At 71.1% G+C, this 16,646-nt stretch carries 16 protein-coding genes; 3 read left to right on the forward strand and 13 right to left on the reverse strand.

Features of this window, described 5'->3' with window-relative positions:
* Together mreC and FQY64_RS09785 are read right to left on the reverse strand one after the other, a co-directional pair.
* Positions 1–981, reverse strand: a 981-nt coding sequence (mreC, locus tag FQY64_RS09780; RefSeq protein ID WP_146474081.1) for a rod shape-determining protein MreC, incomplete at its 3' end; no start/stop codon positions are given.
* Positions 982–1,142: 161 nt separating this feature from the next.
* Positions 1,143–2,189: a rod shape-determining protein gene (locus FQY64_RS09785; protein WP_146474082.1), complete on the reverse strand. Its 1,047-nt coding sequence runs from the start codon at positions 2,187–2,189 to the stop codon at positions 1,143–1,145.
* 244 nt (positions 2,190–2,433) lie between these two features.
* On the opposite strand from FQY64_RS09785, the gene FQY64_RS09790 reads away from it, so the two are divergent.
* Positions 2,434–3,366: a carbohydrate kinase family protein gene (locus FQY64_RS09790; RefSeq protein WP_146474083.1), complete on the forward strand. Its 933-nt coding sequence runs from the start codon at positions 2,434–2,436 to the stop codon at positions 3,364–3,366.
* 124 nt (positions 3,367–3,490) lie between these two features.
* Here the strand turns inward: FQY64_RS09790 and FQY64_RS09795 are convergent, their stop codons facing one another.
* The 9 genes from FQY64_RS09795 to hslV all read right to left on the reverse strand — a co-directional run bounded on the left by FQY64_RS09795 (position 3,491) and on the right by hslV (position 13,119).
* A complete protein-coding gene (locus FQY64_RS09795; RefSeq protein WP_186760920.1) occupies positions 3,491–4,204 on the reverse strand; it encodes a hypothetical protein in 714 nt (237 codons plus the stop codon).
* Positions 4,201–5,172, reverse strand: a complete 972-nt coding sequence (locus FQY64_RS09800) for an alpha/beta fold hydrolase (protein WP_146474084.1) — start codon at positions 5,170–5,172, stop codon at positions 4,201–4,203. Before FQY64_RS09800 ends, FQY64_RS09795 begins: the two co-directional genes overlap by 4 nt.
* A gap of 55 nt (positions 5,173–5,227) precedes the next feature.
* Positions 5,228–7,159 carry a M1 family metallopeptidase gene (locus tag FQY64_RS09805; RefSeq protein WP_146474085.1) on the reverse strand — a complete coding sequence of 644 codons (1,932 nt, stop codon included), beginning with the start codon at positions 7,157–7,159 and terminating at the stop codon, positions 5,228–5,230.
* Between the two features lie 274 nt (positions 7,160–7,433).
* Positions 7,434–8,195 carry a bifunctional demethylmenaquinone methyltransferase/2-methoxy-6-polyprenyl-1,4-benzoquinol methylase UbiE gene (gene ubiE, locus FQY64_RS09810; RefSeq protein WP_146474086.1) on the reverse strand — a complete coding sequence of 254 codons (762 nt, stop codon included), beginning with the start codon at positions 8,193–8,195 and terminating at the stop codon, positions 7,434–7,436.
* Between the two features lie 37 nt (positions 8,196–8,232).
* Positions 8,233–9,030, reverse strand: coding sequence for an MOSC domain-containing protein (locus FQY64_RS09815; RefSeq protein ID WP_146474087.1), 798 nt, complete (start codon positions 9,028–9,030; stop codon positions 8,233–8,235).
* A gap of 4 nt (positions 9,031–9,034) precedes the next feature.
* Positions 9,035–9,538 carry a DUF2269 family protein gene (locus FQY64_RS09820; protein WP_146474088.1) on the reverse strand — a complete coding sequence of 168 codons (504 nt, stop codon included), beginning with the start codon at positions 9,536–9,538 and terminating at the stop codon, positions 9,035–9,037.
* 290 nt (positions 9,539–9,828) lie between these two features.
* A complete protein-coding gene (locus tag FQY64_RS09825; RefSeq protein WP_146474089.1) occupies positions 9,829–10,947 on the reverse strand; it encodes an alpha/beta hydrolase in 1,119 nt (372 codons plus the stop codon).
* 88 nt (positions 10,948–11,035) lie between these two features.
* Positions 11,036–12,430: an ATP-dependent protease ATPase subunit HslU gene (hslU, locus tag FQY64_RS09830; RefSeq protein ID WP_146474090.1), complete on the reverse strand. Its 1,395-nt coding sequence runs from the start codon at positions 12,428–12,430 to the stop codon at positions 11,036–11,038.
* 137 nt (positions 12,431–12,567) lie between these two features.
* On the reverse strand, positions 12,568–13,119 hold the full coding sequence (gene hslV / locus FQY64_RS09840) for an ATP-dependent protease subunit HslV (protein ID WP_146474092.1): 552 nt from the start codon (positions 13,117–13,119) through the stop codon (positions 12,568–12,570).
* A 112-nt stretch (positions 13,120–13,231) separates the two neighbouring features.
* On the opposite strand from hslV, the gene FQY64_RS09845 reads away from it, so the two are divergent.
* Both FQY64_RS09845 and FQY64_RS09850 read left to right on the forward strand, forming a co-directional pair.
* Positions 13,232–13,609: a PH domain-containing protein gene (locus tag FQY64_RS09845; protein ID WP_146474093.1), complete on the forward strand. Its 378-nt coding sequence runs from the start codon at positions 13,232–13,234 to the stop codon at positions 13,607–13,609.
* A gap of 3 nt (positions 13,610–13,612) precedes the next feature.
* On the forward strand, positions 13,613–14,836 hold the full coding sequence (locus FQY64_RS09850; RefSeq protein ID WP_146474094.1) for a multifunctional CCA addition/repair protein: 1,224 nt from the start codon (positions 13,613–13,615) through the stop codon (positions 14,834–14,836).
* Positions 14,837–14,959: 123 nt separating this feature from the next.
* On the opposite strand, the gene FQY64_RS09855 is transcribed toward FQY64_RS09850, so the two are convergent.
* Together FQY64_RS09855 and FQY64_RS09860 are read right to left on the reverse strand one after the other, a co-directional pair.
* Positions 14,960–15,376 (reverse strand): VanZ family protein, encoded by a 417-nt coding sequence (locus tag FQY64_RS09855; RefSeq protein ID WP_146474095.1) that lies wholly within the window; start codon positions 15,374–15,376, stop codon positions 14,960–14,962.
* A complete protein-coding gene (locus tag FQY64_RS09860) occupies positions 15,373–16,560 on the reverse strand; it encodes a class I SAM-dependent methyltransferase (protein WP_146474096.1) in 1,188 nt (395 codons plus the stop codon). The genes FQY64_RS09855 and FQY64_RS09860 overlap by 4 nt, the downstream gene beginning before the upstream one ends.
* Between the last annotated feature and the right edge of the window lie 86 nt (positions 16,561–16,646).

Below are 16,646 nucleotides of genomic sequence, written 5' to 3' on the forward strand. Positions count from 1 at the left end.
GGCGGGCGCGGCCGGGGACGCGCCTGCGGGGGCGCCGGCCTGCGCGGGCGCAACGGGCGACGCGGGGACCGCGGCGGTGGCCGGCGGGGTCGCGACCGGCGGCAGCGCGGGATCGAACGTCAGCGCGCGCACCGGCGGCGCATCCGGCACCGAGAGTTGCACCAGCACGTCGCGCCCGCGGTCGAGCTGCGCCGCCGGCCGCACGTCGCCGACCAGGAACGCGCGGCTCTCGTCCGGCCGCAGCGCGACCACCGTGCCCACCGGAAAGCCGGGCGGGAAACGGTTGCCGAGGCCGGAGGTCACCAGCACGTCGCCGACCTTCAGATCGCTGGACATCGGCACGTGGCGCAGCGCGAGGCGGTCGCTGCGGCCGGTGCCGTAGGCCACCAGCCGCACGCCGGTGCGCACCACCACCACCGGCACCGCGTGGTCCGGGTCGGTCACCAGCAGCACCTCGGCGTGCATCGGCGTGGTGCCGGTGATCTGCCCGAGCAGGCCGCCGGCGTCGATCACGCTCTGCCCCACGCGCAGCCCGACCCGGCTGCCGGCGTCCAGCACCAGCCGCTGCCGGCTCGGATCCAGATCGACGTCGAGGATCGGCACCAGCAGCACGTCGAGGTTGCCGCGCTCGGCGGCATCCAGCAGGCCGCGCAGGCGCGCGTTGTCGGCCGCCAGCGCCTGCAGGCGGGCCATGCGCGCCTGGTTGAGCAGCAACTGGCGGCGCAGTTCGCGGTTGCGCTCGGTGAGCTGGGCGAGGGTGCCGGCGTCCTCGTTGAGCCGCTCCATCAGCCGCCCCGGCAGCCCGGCCACCGCCCACAACGGCTGCACCAGCGCGTTGGCCTGCGTGCGCGCCTGCGTCAGCCAGCCGCCGCGCTGGTCGAGCACGATCAGCACCAGCGCGAGCCCCAGGTAGCCCAGCAGGCGCAGGGTACCGACGACGTCACCGGGGCGGGCTACGGAAGGGCCGGGGTAGGTCGGCACGTCGGCGGGAATCGGAAATCAGGAATCGGGAATCGGTATCGGGCGCCGCACCCGCGACGCCTGCAGCAGGGAGGCAAGGACGAACCGGGCGGGGGACTGGAGCGGTCATCGCGCGCGTGCTTCCCGCGGCGGCAATTCCCGATTCCCGATTCCCGGCCTGATCACTCGGGCGCGAAGAACTCGTTGCCGTGCATGTCCACCAGTTCGAGCGCGCGGCCGCCGCCGCGGGCGACGCAGGTCAGCGGGTCGTCGGCGACCTGCACGTGCAGGCCGGTCTCCTCGGAGAGCAGGCGGTCGAGGTCGCGCAGCAGCGCGCCGCCGCCGGTCAGCACGATGCCGCGCTCGGCGACGTCGGCGCACAGCTCCGGCGGGGTCTGCTCGAGCGCCTGCTTGACCGCGGCGACGATGCCCGACAGCGGCTCGCGCAGTGCGTCCAGCACCTCGTTGGAGCTGATGGTGATCATCTTCGGCACGCCCTCGGCCAGATGGCGGCCGGACACCTCGATGGTGCGGATCTCCTTCTGCGGATAGGCGCAGCCGATCTCCAGCTTGATCCGCTCGGCGGTGGCATCGCCGATCAGCATGCCGTGGGTGCGGCGGACGTAGCTGATGATCGCCTCGTCGAAGCGGTCGCCGCCGATGCGCACCGACTGCGAGTAGACGATGCCGTTGAGCGCGATCACCGCCACCTCGGTGGTGCCGCCGCCGATGTCCACCACCATCGAGCCGCGCGCCTCGGTCACCGGCATGCCAGCGCCGATCGCGGCGGCCATCGGTTCCTCGATCAGGTAGACCTCGCGCGCGCCGGCCTCCTCGGCCGATTCCTTGATCGCGCGGCGCTCGACCTGGGTCGAGCCGCACGGCACGCACACCAGCACGCGCGGGCTCGGGCGCAGGAAACGCGAGCGGTGCACCTTGCGGATGAAGTGCTTGAGCATCTCCTCGGTGTAGGTGAAGTCCGCGATCACCCCGTCCTTCATCGGCCGGATGGTGGTGATGTGGCCCGGAGTGCGGCCCAGCATCTGCTTGGCTTCGGTGCCGACCGCCGCCACCGAGCGGCTGCCGCCGACCAGCCGGTCCTGGCGCACCGCCACCACCGACGGTTCGTTCAGCACGATCCCCTGCCCGCGCACGTAGATGAGGGTGTTCGCCGTGCCCAGGTCGATGGACAGGTCGTTGGAGAACATGCCGCGGAACTTCTTGAACATCGGGGGATGGCCGTCAGGAGGTGGGCGCCGGCGGGGGCGAGAACGAATGAGCTAGCCTAGCAACCGCGCACAGCGCCGGGCAAGGAAAAATCCCGGCCGGACAAGGGTTTGGGCCCCACCGAAAGACCGCTTCTTCAGCAGCCGCGACACCTGGATCACGGATTCGGCTGGCCGCTCGCAGGCTCAGCCGCTACCCTTACCCGCCCGCGCGGCCCCCGGCCGCCTTCCTCAGGTGTTCCGATCGATGTCTGCGCTGATCTGCGGTTCGCTGGCTTACGACACCATCATGGTGTTCCCCGACCAGTTCAAGAACCACATCCTGCCGGACAAGGTCCACATCCTGAACGTCTCGTTCCTGGTCCCGCGCATGCGGCGCGAGTTCGGCGGCTGCGCCGGCAACATCGCCTACAACCTCAAGCTGCTGGGCGGCGACCCGATTCCGATGGCCACCGTCGGCTCCGACTTCGGCCCCTACCGCGAGCACTTCGAAACCTGCGGCATCCGCCTCGACCACGTCAAGGTGATCGACGAGCTGTTCACCCCGCAGGCGTTCATCACCACCGACCTGGACAACAACCAGATCACCGCGTTCCACCCCGGCGCGATGATGCGGTCCTACGAGAACCACGTGCGCGACGTCGCCGGCGTGACGTTCGGCATCGTCAGCCCCGACGGGCGCGAGGCGATGCTGCAGAACGCGCAGGAATTCCACGAGCTCGGCATCCCCTTCATCTTCGATCCGGGCCAGGCGATGCCGCTGTTCAACGGCGAGGAGCTGCGCCGCTTCATCGATCTGGCCGACTACGTCACCGTCAACGACTACGAGTCGAACCTGCTGCAGGAGCGTACCGGCTGGAGCGAGGCGGACATCGTCAAGAAGGTGAAGGCCTACATCACCACGCGCGGACCGCACGGCTCGGTGATCCACACGCCGGAGAGGACCTACCAGGTGCCGCCCGCGCACGAGCGTCGCGTCACCGACCCGACCGGCTGCGGCGACGCGTTCCGCGCCGGCCTGATCTTCGGCATCCAGCGCGGCTACGACTGGATGACGATCGGCCGCATCGGCAACCTGATGGGCGCGCTCAAGGTCGAACACCCCGGCACCCAGAACCAGCGCTTCGACTACGACGAGTTCGCCGAGCAGTTCAAGCAGCAGTTCGGCTACGCGCTGTAACGCCGCCCCCGTAGGTTGGGCTGAGCCGAAGGCGAAGCCCGACATCCGTGCGTCTCACGATCCACCGTGGTGCCGTTGGGCTTCGCTGCGCTCAGCCCAGCCTACGTGCGTGCTTCGCGGCGTCTCAATTCCAGGCCGGCAGCCTGGCCGGATCGAGTCCGCCGACTTCGAACACCGCGGTGCGGGTGCCGCCGGCCTTGACCGGGAATTCGACCGCGACGGTCTTCGCCGACTTCGTCATCCGCCACAGCGCGCGTTCGTCCTCGATGAACATCGCGATCGCCTCGTCGGTCTTCGGTCGCGAGGCCGCCATCGGCCGGGCGGCGCCGTCGTCGACGGTCACGTTCACCTTGCAGCCGCCGTAGCAATCGAAGTCGCCGCCCTCGAGCGTGAGATAGCTGCTCCGGCCCCACTCGGGATGGTCGCGGAAGATCAGCCGCACGCGCGCGGGGCGGTCGCCGCCGGTATCGACCACGTCCTTCGAGTAGATCGCCGCCGAAAGCTGGGTGCCCTTGGCGACCGGCTCGGCGCCGTAGGCCCACAGGCCGGCGAGGCGGCGTTGTTCCCGCGCGGCCTGCGCCTTCGTCTTCGCTTCGTCGACGCGCGCCTTCACGCGCGCGGCCGCGGCGCTGCCGGGATGGTCGGCCAGCAGCACGGTGCCGTGCGCGGCGGCGAGCTCCCAGTTGCCCTTCGCGGCTTCGGCCTCGAACTGGCGCGCGATCGCCTCCGCCTGCGCCTCGCGCGCGGCGGCCTGCGCGGCCTCGCGATCCTGACGCGGCTGGCAGGCGACGAGCGCGAATACGGCGATCAGCGCCGCCGTCGGCAGGGTTCGGATCATGGTGCGGACTCCCGGATGAGCATGTCGAGGGCGGCGGCGACGTCCGCCGGCCGTTCCATCATCGCCATGTGACCGCAGCCGCCGAGCAGGACGCGTCGCGACTGCGGAATGCGTTCGGCGTACAGCGCCATCGCGCTCGGGTCGATCACGCGGTCGCGCTCGCACCACAGCAGGAGCGTGGGCTGGCGGATGTCCGTGGCGGCCTCGCCCGGCAGGAAGCGGCCCTCGCCGCGACCGATGCGGTCGAGCACGCGCTGCTCGAACGGCGCCTGCGCGCGACGGAAGGCGATGAAGCCCTCGCGCGCCGGCCACGGAATGCGCGGACGCGCGGCCGGATCGCCGAACACGATGTCGAGGTAGGCCTGCAGCGAGGCGACATCGCGCACCTCGAACGGGTTGCGGCCGGCGAGCACGGCGCGGCCGAACGCGTTGTCGCGGAACGGCACGCCGGCGGCGTCGATCAGTGCGAGCCGGCGCACGTGCCCGGGAAAGCGTGCGGCGGCGAGCGCGGCGATGCCGCCGCCCATCGAGTGCCCGACCAGCACCACCGGGCGATCGCCGGCCACGGTTTCGATGAAGCGCGCCAGTCGCTGCGCCTGCGCCGCATAGCCGTAGTCGGCGCCGGCGCGGCGCGTGCTCTCGCCCCAGCCCGGCAGGTCCGGGATCAGCAGCCGGTAGCGGCCGCGCAGCAGGCGCGCGAGCGGATACCAGTTCTCCTTGCTGCCGGTGAAGCCATGCACCAGGACCAGCGTCGGCGCATCCGGCGGGGCCGCGTCGGACGCGGCGTAGACCCAGGTGTGATCGTCGACCGCGACGCTGCGCCGCTCCAGGTGCGCGGCGAGCCGCTGGCGCGCGAACTCGAGACGCACCAGCCGGTAAGGATCGCTCGCGACCGCGGCGATCGCGAGCGCGCCCAGCGCGAGCAGCAGGGCCGCGACGGCGACGAGGATACGGCGTGACGTGCGCATGGGTTCGGGTTCGGCCGCTCTCCCGCCGGCGGCGGGAGCGCGTGGCGATCGGGCCTCAGCCCTTCTTCCCTTCGGCGCGGGCGATGGTGGCCTCGACCGATGCGGTGGTGATCGGGTGATAGCCCGGCCGCGCCTTGGCGAACACTTCCTTGGCGAGCTTCAGGCCCTCCGGGGTCTGCACCAGCGCCTCGTAGGTCGGCATGATCAGCTTGCGGCGGCCGATCGTCTGCAGGAACCGCGCGATGTCCTCGTTGGCCCGGGTGTAGCCGCTGCGCACCGCGAGCGGATACCAGCGCTGCGCGATCTCGCCGTTGCCGGTGCCGGTGAAGCGGTAGGCGGCATCCAGCGCGGCCAGCTTCTCCACCGGCAGCGTCTTCGGCATGCCCTCGATGAAGTGCACCCACTCCTGCGTGGTCCACTTCGCGGTGAGGTCCTTGGCCGGCAGCGTGCCGGTGTCCAGCCATGCCTTGCGCGCGGCGTCGACCGCGTCGAAACGCGGCGAGGCGATCTGCGGCGCGCCGTCGGGAATGCCCGGCTGATGCACCCACTGCTCGAGTTCGGCCTCGGTGACCTTGCCCGGGTGCCTGGCCAGCAGGTTGGCCCGGGCGTAAGCGAGGAAGTCCTGCGTGGTGATGCTCTTGAACGCGAAGTGGTCGAAGTAGCCGCGCAGGAAAGGATCGAACACCTCGCGGCCGAAGCGCTGCTCGAGGAACTGCAGGAACCACGCGCCCTTGGTGTAGACGGTGGCGCTGCTGCTGTCGTCCGGGTTTTTCAGCGTGCCGGGCTTGAGCGCGAGCACCTGCAGCGCCGGGTCGAGCGTCCTGTACTCCTCGCGCAGCTCGTTGCGCTCGATGACGTTTTCCATGTCGGCGCGCTCCTTGCCGTACAGCGCCTCGACGATGCGGTTCTCGACGTAGCTGGTGAAGCCCTCGTTGAGCCAGGAATCGTTCGGGGTGGCGAACGTCACCAGGTTGCCCGACCAGCTATGCGCCAGCTCGTGCGCGATCAGCGCCACCAGCGACTTGTCGCCGGTGATCACGGTCGGCGTGGCGAACGTCAGCCGCGGGTTCTCCATGCCGCCGTAGGGGAACGAGGGCGGCAGCACGAGGATGTCGTAGCGCTCCCAGCGGTACGGCCCGTACAGCTTCTCGGCGGTTTGCATCATCTTCTCGGTGTCGGCGAACTCGGCCACCGCCTTGTCGACCGTCGCCGGTTCCGCCCACACGCCGCTGCGCGCCGAGATCGGCTTGAACACCAGGTCGCCGGCCGCGATCGCCAGCAGGTACGACGGAATCGGCTGCGGCATGCGGAAGTCGTAGTCGCCGTCGCGCGCCGCCTTCGGATCGTTGTCGGCGCTCATCAGCACCATCGCATCCTTCGGCGCCAGCACCTTCGCGCTGTAGGTGAAGCGCACCTGCGGCGTGTCCTGCAGCGGCACCCACGAGCGCGCGTGGATCTGCTGCGACTGGCTGAACATGAAGGGCGTCTTCTTGCCCTGCGTCATCTCCGGCGTGAGCCACTGCAGGCCCGACGCTTCCGGCGAGGTGCTGTAGGTCACGCGCACGCGCTTGAACGGCTCGGGCGTCATGATCGTCAGCTTGCTGCCGAGCACCTCGTCCTCCGGCGCGAGCTGGAACGGCAGCTCGACCCAGCGCTCGTTCTCGCGTTCGCCGACCACCTTCTCGATCGTCAGATCGCGGGTGTCGAGCACCAGCCGCCCGGCCTTGGGATCGCGCCAGTCGAGCGTGTAGGTGGCGCTGCCGGACAACGTCTTCTTGTCGAAATCGACCGTCAGGTGCAGCGCCAGATCGGTCACGCCGACCTTGTCGGGCTCGGCATAGCTGTACGGATCGAGCGCGGCGGCTGGCTGCGCCGGCTTTTCGGCGGCGGTGGCGGGCGTGTCGGGCGCGGCGTTGGGCGTGGCATCGCGCTGGCAGCCGAGCATCAGCGCGGAAGCGACACAGAGGGCGAGGAGAGTCGGACGCATCGGACGGCAACCGGAACCAGGAGGGGCCCGAGTGTAGCCGCCCCGTCCGGGCCGCGCAGGTGCCGGAGGGCCGGCGTCGCGAGCCACGGATTCGCGCGATGGACACGGATCGAATAGGGCGGGACTTGTCCCGCCGTCGGCGACCGACGGCCTGCCGACGACGTCGGCGGCGGGGCAAGCCCCCGCCCTACGGGAATGATCGGCGCAGCGTCTTTTCGATCCGTGTCGATTGGTGGCGGACCCATCCCGCCACGGCCGCGGGACAAGTCCCGCCCTACACCTTGTAGCCGGTGTGGATGGCGACGATGCCGGCGGAAAGGTTGCGGTAGCCGCAGCGGGCGAAGCCGGCGGCTTCCATCATCGCCTTCAGTTCGTCCTGCGGCGGATGCTTGCGGATGCTTTCGGCGAGATAGCGGTAGCTGTCCTCGTCGTCGGCGAACAGCCGCCCCAGGCGCGGCAGCACCTGGAACGAGTGGAAGTCGTACAGCGGCTTGAACCAGTCCGCCTTCACCTCGGAGAACTCCAGCACGCGCGCCTGGCCGCCGACCTTGAGCACGCGGTGCATCTCGCGCAGCGCGGCGTCCTTGTCGGTGACGTTGCGCAGACCGAAGGCGATCGTCACCAGGTCGAAGCTGTGATCGGGGAACGGCAGCGCCTCGGCGTTGCACTGCACGTACTCGAGCCCGGCGACGCGGCCGAGGTCGGTCAGCCGGTCGCGCCCCACCCGCAGCATGTCGCCGTTGATGTCGCCCAGCACGATGCTGCCGTCGCGGCCGACGCGCTCGTGCAGCAGCAGCGCGATGTCGCCGGTGCCGCCGGCCAGGTCGAGCACGCGGTCGCCGCGCTTCACCTGCGCGGTGGCGACGAAGTAGCGCTTCCACACGCGGTGGATGCCGAGCGACATCAGGTCGTTCATCAGGTCGTAGCGGCGCGCGACCGAGCTGAACACCTGGCCGACCAGCTTCTGCTTCTCGGCCGCCGGCACTTCGCGGAAGCCGAAGTGGGTGGTGCCGGACTTGCGGGGGGATTCGTTCATGCGGCGATTATCGCCCAAGGCCCTGCGCGGCGCCGCGTCAGGCCAGCACGGTCACCGGATCGCCGATGCGCAACGTGCCGGTGCCGCGCGGGATCAGGTTCTGGCCGAAGGTGACGCCCTTCGGCGTGCGCCGGTAGGTCAGCAGGGTGCGCAGCGGCTCGCCGTCCGGATCGCGCTCGCCGCGTTCGGGGTCCACCGTGGTGAACACGCAGCGCACGCACGGCTTGACCACGTCGAACTCGACCGTGCCGATGCGGATGCGGCGCCAGCCGTCTTCCGCATGCGGCGCGCAGCCGTCGGCGACCAGGTTGGGCCGGAAGCGCGTGATCGCCACCGGCCGCGCCAGCCTCGTGTTGAGGTGGTCGAGCGCCGCTTGCGAGATCAGCAGCAGCGGGAAGCCGTCGGCGAAGCTGACTTCGTCGCCCGGCTGTGCGTATCGCGCGTCGACCGGACGGCGCGCACCCTCGTCCATGTGCACCAGCCGCAGCGGGCGGCCGAGCACCGCGCTCAGCCAGTCATCGGCCTCGCGGCCGGCCGGGCGGGCATCGACCGTGCTGTCCCACACGCGAACGCGCAGGCGCGCGCCGTCCGCCGGCGGCGCCACGTGCAGAGCGCCGTGGCCCGGTGCGGACAGCACGAGCGCGCCCTCCGGTGCGGGTTGCGCGCGGATCAGCGTCATCGTCGCGAGCTGGCGCCCGGTGAGGAACCGGCCGTCGGCGTCGACCACCATCCAGCGCCGGTCGTGCGCCAGGCCGCGCGGCTCCACCTCGGCCGCTTCGCAGGGAAGCGGCGCGCAGGACTTCAGCGGATAGCGGTAGAGGGCGGCCAGGTGCATGCGCTCAGCCTGCCGGCTTGACCACCATCAGCCAGAAGATCGCCGCCACGCCGGCGAACGCCGGCCAGGCGAGTGCGTACCACCAGCCCATCGCGCGGTGGTAGCCCGCCGGCAGCGGCGCACCCCGCTCCGCGGCGGCGCGCGCAAGCCGGTGCGCCCTCACCTGCAACCACAGCACCGGCAGCCAGCAGGCGCCGACGAAGAAGAACAGCACCAGCGCCCACTTCAGCCAGAACACCGACAGCGGCATCGACAGCCGGTGCGCCAGCCACAGCCCGCTGGCGAACTGCACCAGCACCGCCGGCGCGGTGAAGCAGGCATCGGCGCGCACCACCGTGCGCGCGGTGGCCGCGATCACCCGCGCATCGCCGGTGCGGTGCGCCTTCCACATGAAGAACGCGATGCCGAGCCCGGTGCCGAACAGCAGCGTCGAGCTCATCACATGCAGCCACTTGACCGTCAGGTATCCCACCCTCGCCTCCGCCGCCGAGCACGGCCACGCTAGCATGCCGCCATGGACCCGGGCTCGAGCTACGAGACGCGCCAAGCTCGCCGAACTCACCTACCCGCGCGACGTCTGCGCCCGCCTACTGCGCAGCATGACCAGCGCGCAGAGCGACGACATGCAGTCTCCGCACACCTACGCCAACAAGCGCGTCGTAGCCGCGCTCGCGGCGCGACCCGGGCATCCGCCGGCGCGGGGGGGGCATCGATGCTCTTCAGCAGGCGGCACGCGCGGAGCTGCTGGCCGCCAGCGCGCGACGCGGCGCGGGCGCCCCGCCGCCACGCCGTAAACCGTCACTCGCGCGGTGCTCCTGCGCCGGATACGGCCAGCGGCCGCACGTGTTCGAGCAGGCTCACCAGCGTCTTGCCCGGCTCCTCCCACGGGATCATGTGCGCGGAGCGCTCGAACCACACCGCGCGCTTGTAGGGCGACTTGACCCGCTCGAGCCAGTTCGCGGTCGGCTGCGACGGCGTCGTGTAGTCGTGCCGGCCCATGAACATCACCACCGGGATCGGGAACGACGCGACGTGGTCGAAATCGACCTGGAGGAACTCGGGGAGCAAGCGCTCCAGCGTGAACAGGCTGCCCTGATTGATCGCGCAGCGGTCGCGATCCTCGTAGTCGGGCGACAACCGCGGGCCACGGTAGTAGTAGGTGGATTCGTCGCGGAACGCGGTCAGGCCGCCGTAGTACTGCGGCCATTTGCGGGCGATGATGATGCGCTCGCGGGTGATCGGCTGATCGCCCGGGTACGGCGCGATCGATTCCATCTCGCGCACGGCTTCGGCGTTGCCGTGCGCCTTCGCCTGGCGCAGGCCGTACTCGAAGCTGATCCGCTCGTTCTCGCGCGTGTCGATCACCTGGCCGATGCCGACGTAGGCATGGAACAGATCGGGCCGCCGCAACGCCGCGTGCATGCCGACCACGGTGCCCCAGCTGTGTCCGACCAGGATCACCTTGTCCTTGCCGTAGCGCCGGCGCACGTACTCGGCGACTTCGATGGCGTCGTCGACGTAGCGCTGGATGCGCACGGTTTCGCCGAGCCCCTCGTGCGGCGTACGCGCGATGGTCATGCCTGCGCCGCGCTGGTCCCAGTGCACGACGGTGAAGTACTCCTCCAGCGGACGCTGGAACTGCCAGAGCGTCGGCGCCGCTGGCGAGGCCGGCCCGCCGTGCACGAACAGCAGGATCGGGTTGGCGCGATCCTGGCCGCGCACCGTCAGCCACTGTTCGATGCCGCCGATGCGGGCCGCATAGCTTTCCTGCACGCCGTTGGGCGCGACGATGCGATGCAGATCGCGCACGATCTCGCGCGCCTCGCCATAACGGGCGGCGGTATCCGGACAGTCCTGCGCGTGCGCACTTGCGATGCCGGCGATCGCCAACAGGGCGCCAAGCAAGGTCGATCTCATTCCGCCTCCATCGCTCGTGATGTCCGCCTGCGCCGATGCTAGCGGCCGTGCCGGCGCCGCACGCAGCGCCGGAAGTCATGGCCGGGCTTCAGAGGATGTAGCGGCTGAGATCCGGATCCTGCACCAGCTCGCCGAGCTGGGCGTCGACGTAGGCGCGGTCGATCGTCAACGCCTGGCCGTCGCGGTCCGGCGCCTCGTAGCTCAGCGCGTCGAGCAGCTTCTCCAGCACGGTGTGCAGCCTGCGCGCGCCGATGTTCTCCTGGCGCTCGTTGACGAACGCGGCGATCTCGGCGATGCGCTCGACCGCGTCGTCGGTGAAGCGCAGCGTCACGCCCTCGGTGCGCAGCAGCTCGACGTACTGCGTGGTCAGCGCCGCCTTCGGCTCGGTGAGGATGCGCACGAAGTCGTCCTTGCTCAGCGCCGACAGCTCGACGCGGATCGGGAAGCGGCCCTGCAGCTCGGGAATGAGGTCGCTCGGCTTGGCGAGGTGGAACGCGCCGGAGGCGATGAACAGGATGTGGTCGGTCTTCACCGGGCCGTACTTGGTGCTGACCGTGGAGCCTTCCACCAGCGGCAGCAGGTCGCGCTGCACGCCCTCGCGGCTGACGTCGCCGCCCACCAGGGTGTCGCTGCGGCGCGCGACCTTGTCGATCTCGTCGATGAACACGATGCCGTGCTGTTCGCAGGCCTCGATCGCCGCCTGGCGCACTTCCTCCTCGTTCACCAGCTTGGCCGCTTCCTCCTCGACCAGCAGCGTGCGCGCGGCCTTGATCGGCAGGGTGCGCTTGTGGGTCCGGCTGCCGGCGAACTGCGAGAACATCTGCCGCAGTTGCTGGCCCATCTCCTCCATGCCGGGCGGCGCCATGATGTCGACGCCGACGTTGACCGCGGTCTCGATCTCGATCTCGCGCTCGTCGAACGCGCCGCTGCGCAACTGCCGGCGCAGCTTGGCGCGCGTCTCCTGCGCTTCCGGCGAATTCTCGTAGGCCGACGGCTCGTCGGCCGCCGCCTCGCGCGGGCTGAAGCCGAACATCGGCTGCACCGGCGCGCGGCGCGGCAGCAGCGCATCGAGGATGCGCTCCTCGGCGCGCTCCTCGGCCTGCGTGCGCACGCGCAGCTTCGCCTGTTCGCGGTACATCTTGACCGCGGTGTCGGCGAGGTCGCGCACGATCTGCTCGACGTCCTTGCCGACGTAGCCGACTTCGGTGAAGCGCGTGGCTTCCACCTTCACGAACGGCGCGTTGGCGAGCGTGGCCAGGCGGCGCGCGATCTCGGTCTTGCCGACGCCGGTCGGGCCGATCATCAGGATGTTCTTCGGCATCACCTCGTTGCGCAGCTCCGGCGCGAGCTGCATGCGCCGCCAGCGGTTGCGCAGCGCGATCGCGACCGCGCGCTTGGCGGCGGCCTGGCCGACGATGTGGCGGTCGAGCTCCTGCACGATCTCGCGCGGAGTCATCGTGGCGTGGCTGGTGTCGGGTTTCATGGGTGGGGGATTGGGGATTCGGGATTGGGAATTGGCGGTTCGGCTTCGGAGCTCGGGAGGCGCGGTCGGGGATGCGGGAAACGACGGATCGGGACCGCGACGAACGGATTCCGGATCCGCAATCCCGAATCCCGGCCTCAAAGCTCCTCGACCACGATGTTGCGATTCGTGTAGATGCACACGTCGCCGGCGATGTTGAGCGCCTCGACCGCGATCGCGCGGGCGTCGAGCGCGGTATGCGCGGCGAGCGCGCGCGCGGCGGACAGCGCGTAGGGGCCGCCGGAGCCGATCGCGATGATGCCGTCCTCCGGCTCGATCACATCGCCGGTGCCGCCGATGATCAGCGAGGTGTCCTTGTCGGCCACCGCCAGCAGCGCCTCGAGCTTCCCGAGCCGGCGTTCGGTACGCCAGTCCTTCGCCAGCTCGACCGCCGCGCGCGTGAGCTGGCCGTGCTTCTCCAGCTTGGCCTCGAACAGCTCGAACAGGGTGAAGGCGTCCGCCGCGGCGCCGGCGAAGCCGGCCAGCACCTGACCGTCGCGCCCGAGCCGGCGCACCTTGCGCGCGTTCGCCTTCATCACCGTGTGGCCGAGCGTGACCTGGCCGTCGCCGGCGACCGCGACGCGACCGTTGCGGCGGACCGAGACGATGGTGGTGGCATGGAAGACGGGCGGCTGGCGATGCGGGTCCATGGGCGGCTCCGGGCGATGTCCAGCCTAGGTGGGGCCGCCGCCGCGGCGTTCAAGGCGACGGCGGCGCGGACGCGCATCGGGCATAGTGCGCACACGCGACGAGGAGATGGCCATGAACCTGCTCGATACCCTGCTGGGTCACTTCGGCGAGAAATCCGCCGACCGCATCGCCGAGGAGCTCGCCCCGCTGCTGGCGCCGGGCGAGACCGTGCAGCGCGCATTCGGCCAGGTGCGCGACCTGATCGTGTTCACCGACCGCCGCCTGCTGCTGATCGACAGGCAGGGCGTCACCGGCCGCAAGACCGAATTCGTCAGCCTGTCCTACCGCAGCATTGCGATGTTCGCGCTGGAGACCGCGGGCCATTTCGACCTGGAGGCCGAACTGCGGCTGTGGGTGAGCGGGCAGCCGCAGCCGATCGTGCGCGCGCTCGGGCGCAACGCCGGCGCCGATGCGATCGTCGCGCTGCTGGCCCAGCACGCGCCACGCTGAACGATGCGGACGTATCTGGTCGGCGGCGCGGTGCGCGACGCGTTGCTCGGCCTGCCGCCGGGCGATCGCGATTTCGTGGTGGTCGGCGCCACGCCGGAGGCGATGATCGAAGCCGGCTTCCGCGCGGTCGGCCGCGACTTCCCGGTGTTCCTGCATCCGCAGACCGGCGAGGAGTACGCGCTGGCGCGCACCGAACGCAAGAGCGGCCGCGGCTACCGCGGCTTCGTGGTGCATGCCGATCCGTCGGTGACGCTGGAGGACGACCTGCGCCGGCGCGACTTCACGATCAACGCGATCGCGCAGGACGAGCACGGCGCGCTGGTCGATCCGTTCGGCGGCGCGCGCGATCTCCAGGCGCGCGTGCTGCGCCACGTCAGCGAGGCGTTCGTCGAGGACCCGCTGCGCGTGCTGCGCGCGGCGCGCTTCATGGCGCGGCTGGCGCCGCTCGGCTTCAGCGTGGCGCCGGAGACGATGGCGCTGATGCGGCAGATGGCCGCAAGCGGCGAGCTCGCCGAGCTGACGCCGGAGCGGGTCTGGCAGGAACTGCGGCGCGCGCTGGCGAGCGCGCGGCCGTCGGCGTTCCTGCGCACGCTGCACGACTGCGGCGCGCTCGGCGCGGTACTGCCGGAGGTCGAGGCGCTGTATGGCGTGCCGCAGCGCGCCGACTATCACCCGGAAGTCGACACCGGCGTGCACGTGGAGATGGTGTGCGACGTGGCGGCGCTGCTTGCGCCGGGCGATGACGTGATCGGCTTCGCCGCGTTGGTGCACGACCTCGGCAAGGCGCTGACGCCCGCGCACGTGCTGCCGAAACACCTCGGCCACGAACACGCCGGGGTGGCGCCGGTGCAGGCGCTGTGCGCGCGTCTGCGGGTGCCCAACGAGCATCGCGAACTGGCGGTCGCGGCCTGCCGCGAGCATCTCAACGTGCACCGCTTCGACGAGCTGCGCGCGCGCACCGTGCACGAGCTGATCGCGCGCTGCGACGGCTTCCGCAGGCCGCAGCGCATCCGCCAGCTCGCGATCGTGTGCGAATGCGACAAGCGCGGTCGCGCCGGCCTGCAGGACCGGCCCTATCCGCAGGGGGCGCGACTGGTCGCAGCGCTCGAGGCCGCGCTCGCGGTACGCGCCGCCGAGATCGCGCAGGGGCTCAGCGGCCCCGAAGTCGGCGAGGCGATCCGGCGCGCGCGGATCGCGGCGATCGCGGCGGCGACCGGCAAGGGGTAGGAGCGGCTTCAGCCGCGACTCCCGCTCGCCACACACGCCACCCGTCTATGGCAGCCCCATCGTGCTGCCTACGCCAACGTCAGCGACCGGACACGCAGGCGCTGATCGCGGCTGAAGCCGCGCCTACAGGGGATTCGCGGCCGCGCGGAACCACCTCTGGTCGAGCCGCAGCCACCACGTCGCCAAGCGCGTGCGCGCGAGCGGCAGGCCGGCGAGGATGCCGGCCGCGTTGGCGAGTAGATCCCACGGATCGGCCGCGCGCGATGCCGTCAGCGCGCCCTGCGCGAGCTCGATCGCACCGCCCAGCAGCCACAATCCCACCGCCGCCACGGCCCGCGCGCGCGCCGTCGCGAACAGCATCACCGCACCTGAGGCGAGCCACGCATAGCCGATCGCGTGCTGCAGCTTGTCGCCGCCGGGGAGTGAAAACCGCGGCACGTCCTGAGCCGGCAGCAGCGAACCGGTGGTGACCGCGGCGATCATCGCCGCCCACAGCAACACCCACACCGCCGGGCGGCGGAACCCGCGCAGCGCGCTCACAGCCGGAAGCTCAGGTCGCCGGCCAGGAACGCGGCGCCGAACGCGACGTCCTTCTCGAAGCCCATCACCTGGAAGCGCTCGCCCATCTCCGAAGGCAAGGTGAGCCGCTTCACCTCCTGCGTGCGGCGCAGGCGCTCGACCTCGTCGTCGATCTTCTCGATCCGCGCCAGCACGTCGGCCAGGCCGTTGCCGAGCAGGAAGCTCGCCTGCGTGCAGTAGCCGGCGAAGTCGAATCCGGCGGCCACGCCGGCCTCCGCCAGCGCGGTGAAGTCCACCGACGCGGTGATGTCCTGCAGCCCCGGCCACAGCAGCGGCTGCGCGTGCATGCGGTGGCGGTAGAACGCGCGCAGCGTGCCGTCGCGGCGCTCGTCGCTGTAGTACTCGCCGCGCACGTAGCCGTAATCGACGAACAGCATCGCGCCGCGCTTCATGCCGCCGGCCACCGCCTGCACCCAGTACGGCAGTTGCGGCAGCACTTCGGAGCGGTACCCGTCCGGCAGCGCGCGACCGAGGCGGCGCTCGACGAAGCGCACCGCGTTGCGCAGGAACTCGTCGGCCGCGCGCAGCTCGATCGCGAACGCCTCGCCGTCGAGCACGACGTGCTCCTCGTACACCTCGCCGTCGCGGATGGCGAAGCGCGGCGTCGGCAGCGCGTCGATCACCTCGTTGGCGAACAGCACGCCGTGCCAGTCGTCCGGGAACGGGCCGTCGACCCATTCGACCAGCTCGAACAGCGGCGGCGACAGGCGCTGCTGCAGCCGCTCGCGCTGGCGCTGGCGCAGCGTCGCGCTGGGTTCGAGGATGGCGTAGCGGTCCGGCAGCGCGTCCAGTTCCATCAGCCGCTTCAGCGCGACCTCGGCGAACGCGCCGCTGCCGCCGCCCAGCTCCAGCACGCGCGCGCGCGGGCCGATCTGCCGCAGCACGATCGCCAGCGCCTCGGCCACGCAGGCGGCGAACACCGGCCCGAGCTCCGGCGCGGTGACGAAATCGCCGGCCGCGCCGAACTTGGTGGCGCCCGCGCTGTAATAGCCCAGCCCCGGCGCGTACAGCGCCAGCTCCATGAAGCGCGAGAACGGGATCGCGCCGCCGGCGGCGCGGATCTCCTCGCGGATGTGGCCCGCCAGACGCGCGCTGTGGGCGAGCGCCTCGGGCTCGGGCGGGGGCAGGTCGGACGGATGCGTCATGCGGCGTCGCGCGCGGTCGTCGGATCGGGGAGCGCATTGTGCCTGCGCGACGGTGCAGGCGGCGGCAGGCGATGCGGCCCGCATGC

It is taken from the genome of Vulcaniibacterium thermophilum (assembly GCF_007923255.1).
Taxonomy (GTDB): domain Bacteria; phylum Pseudomonadota; class Gammaproteobacteria; order Xanthomonadales; family Xanthomonadaceae; genus Lysobacter_F; species Lysobacter_F thermophilum.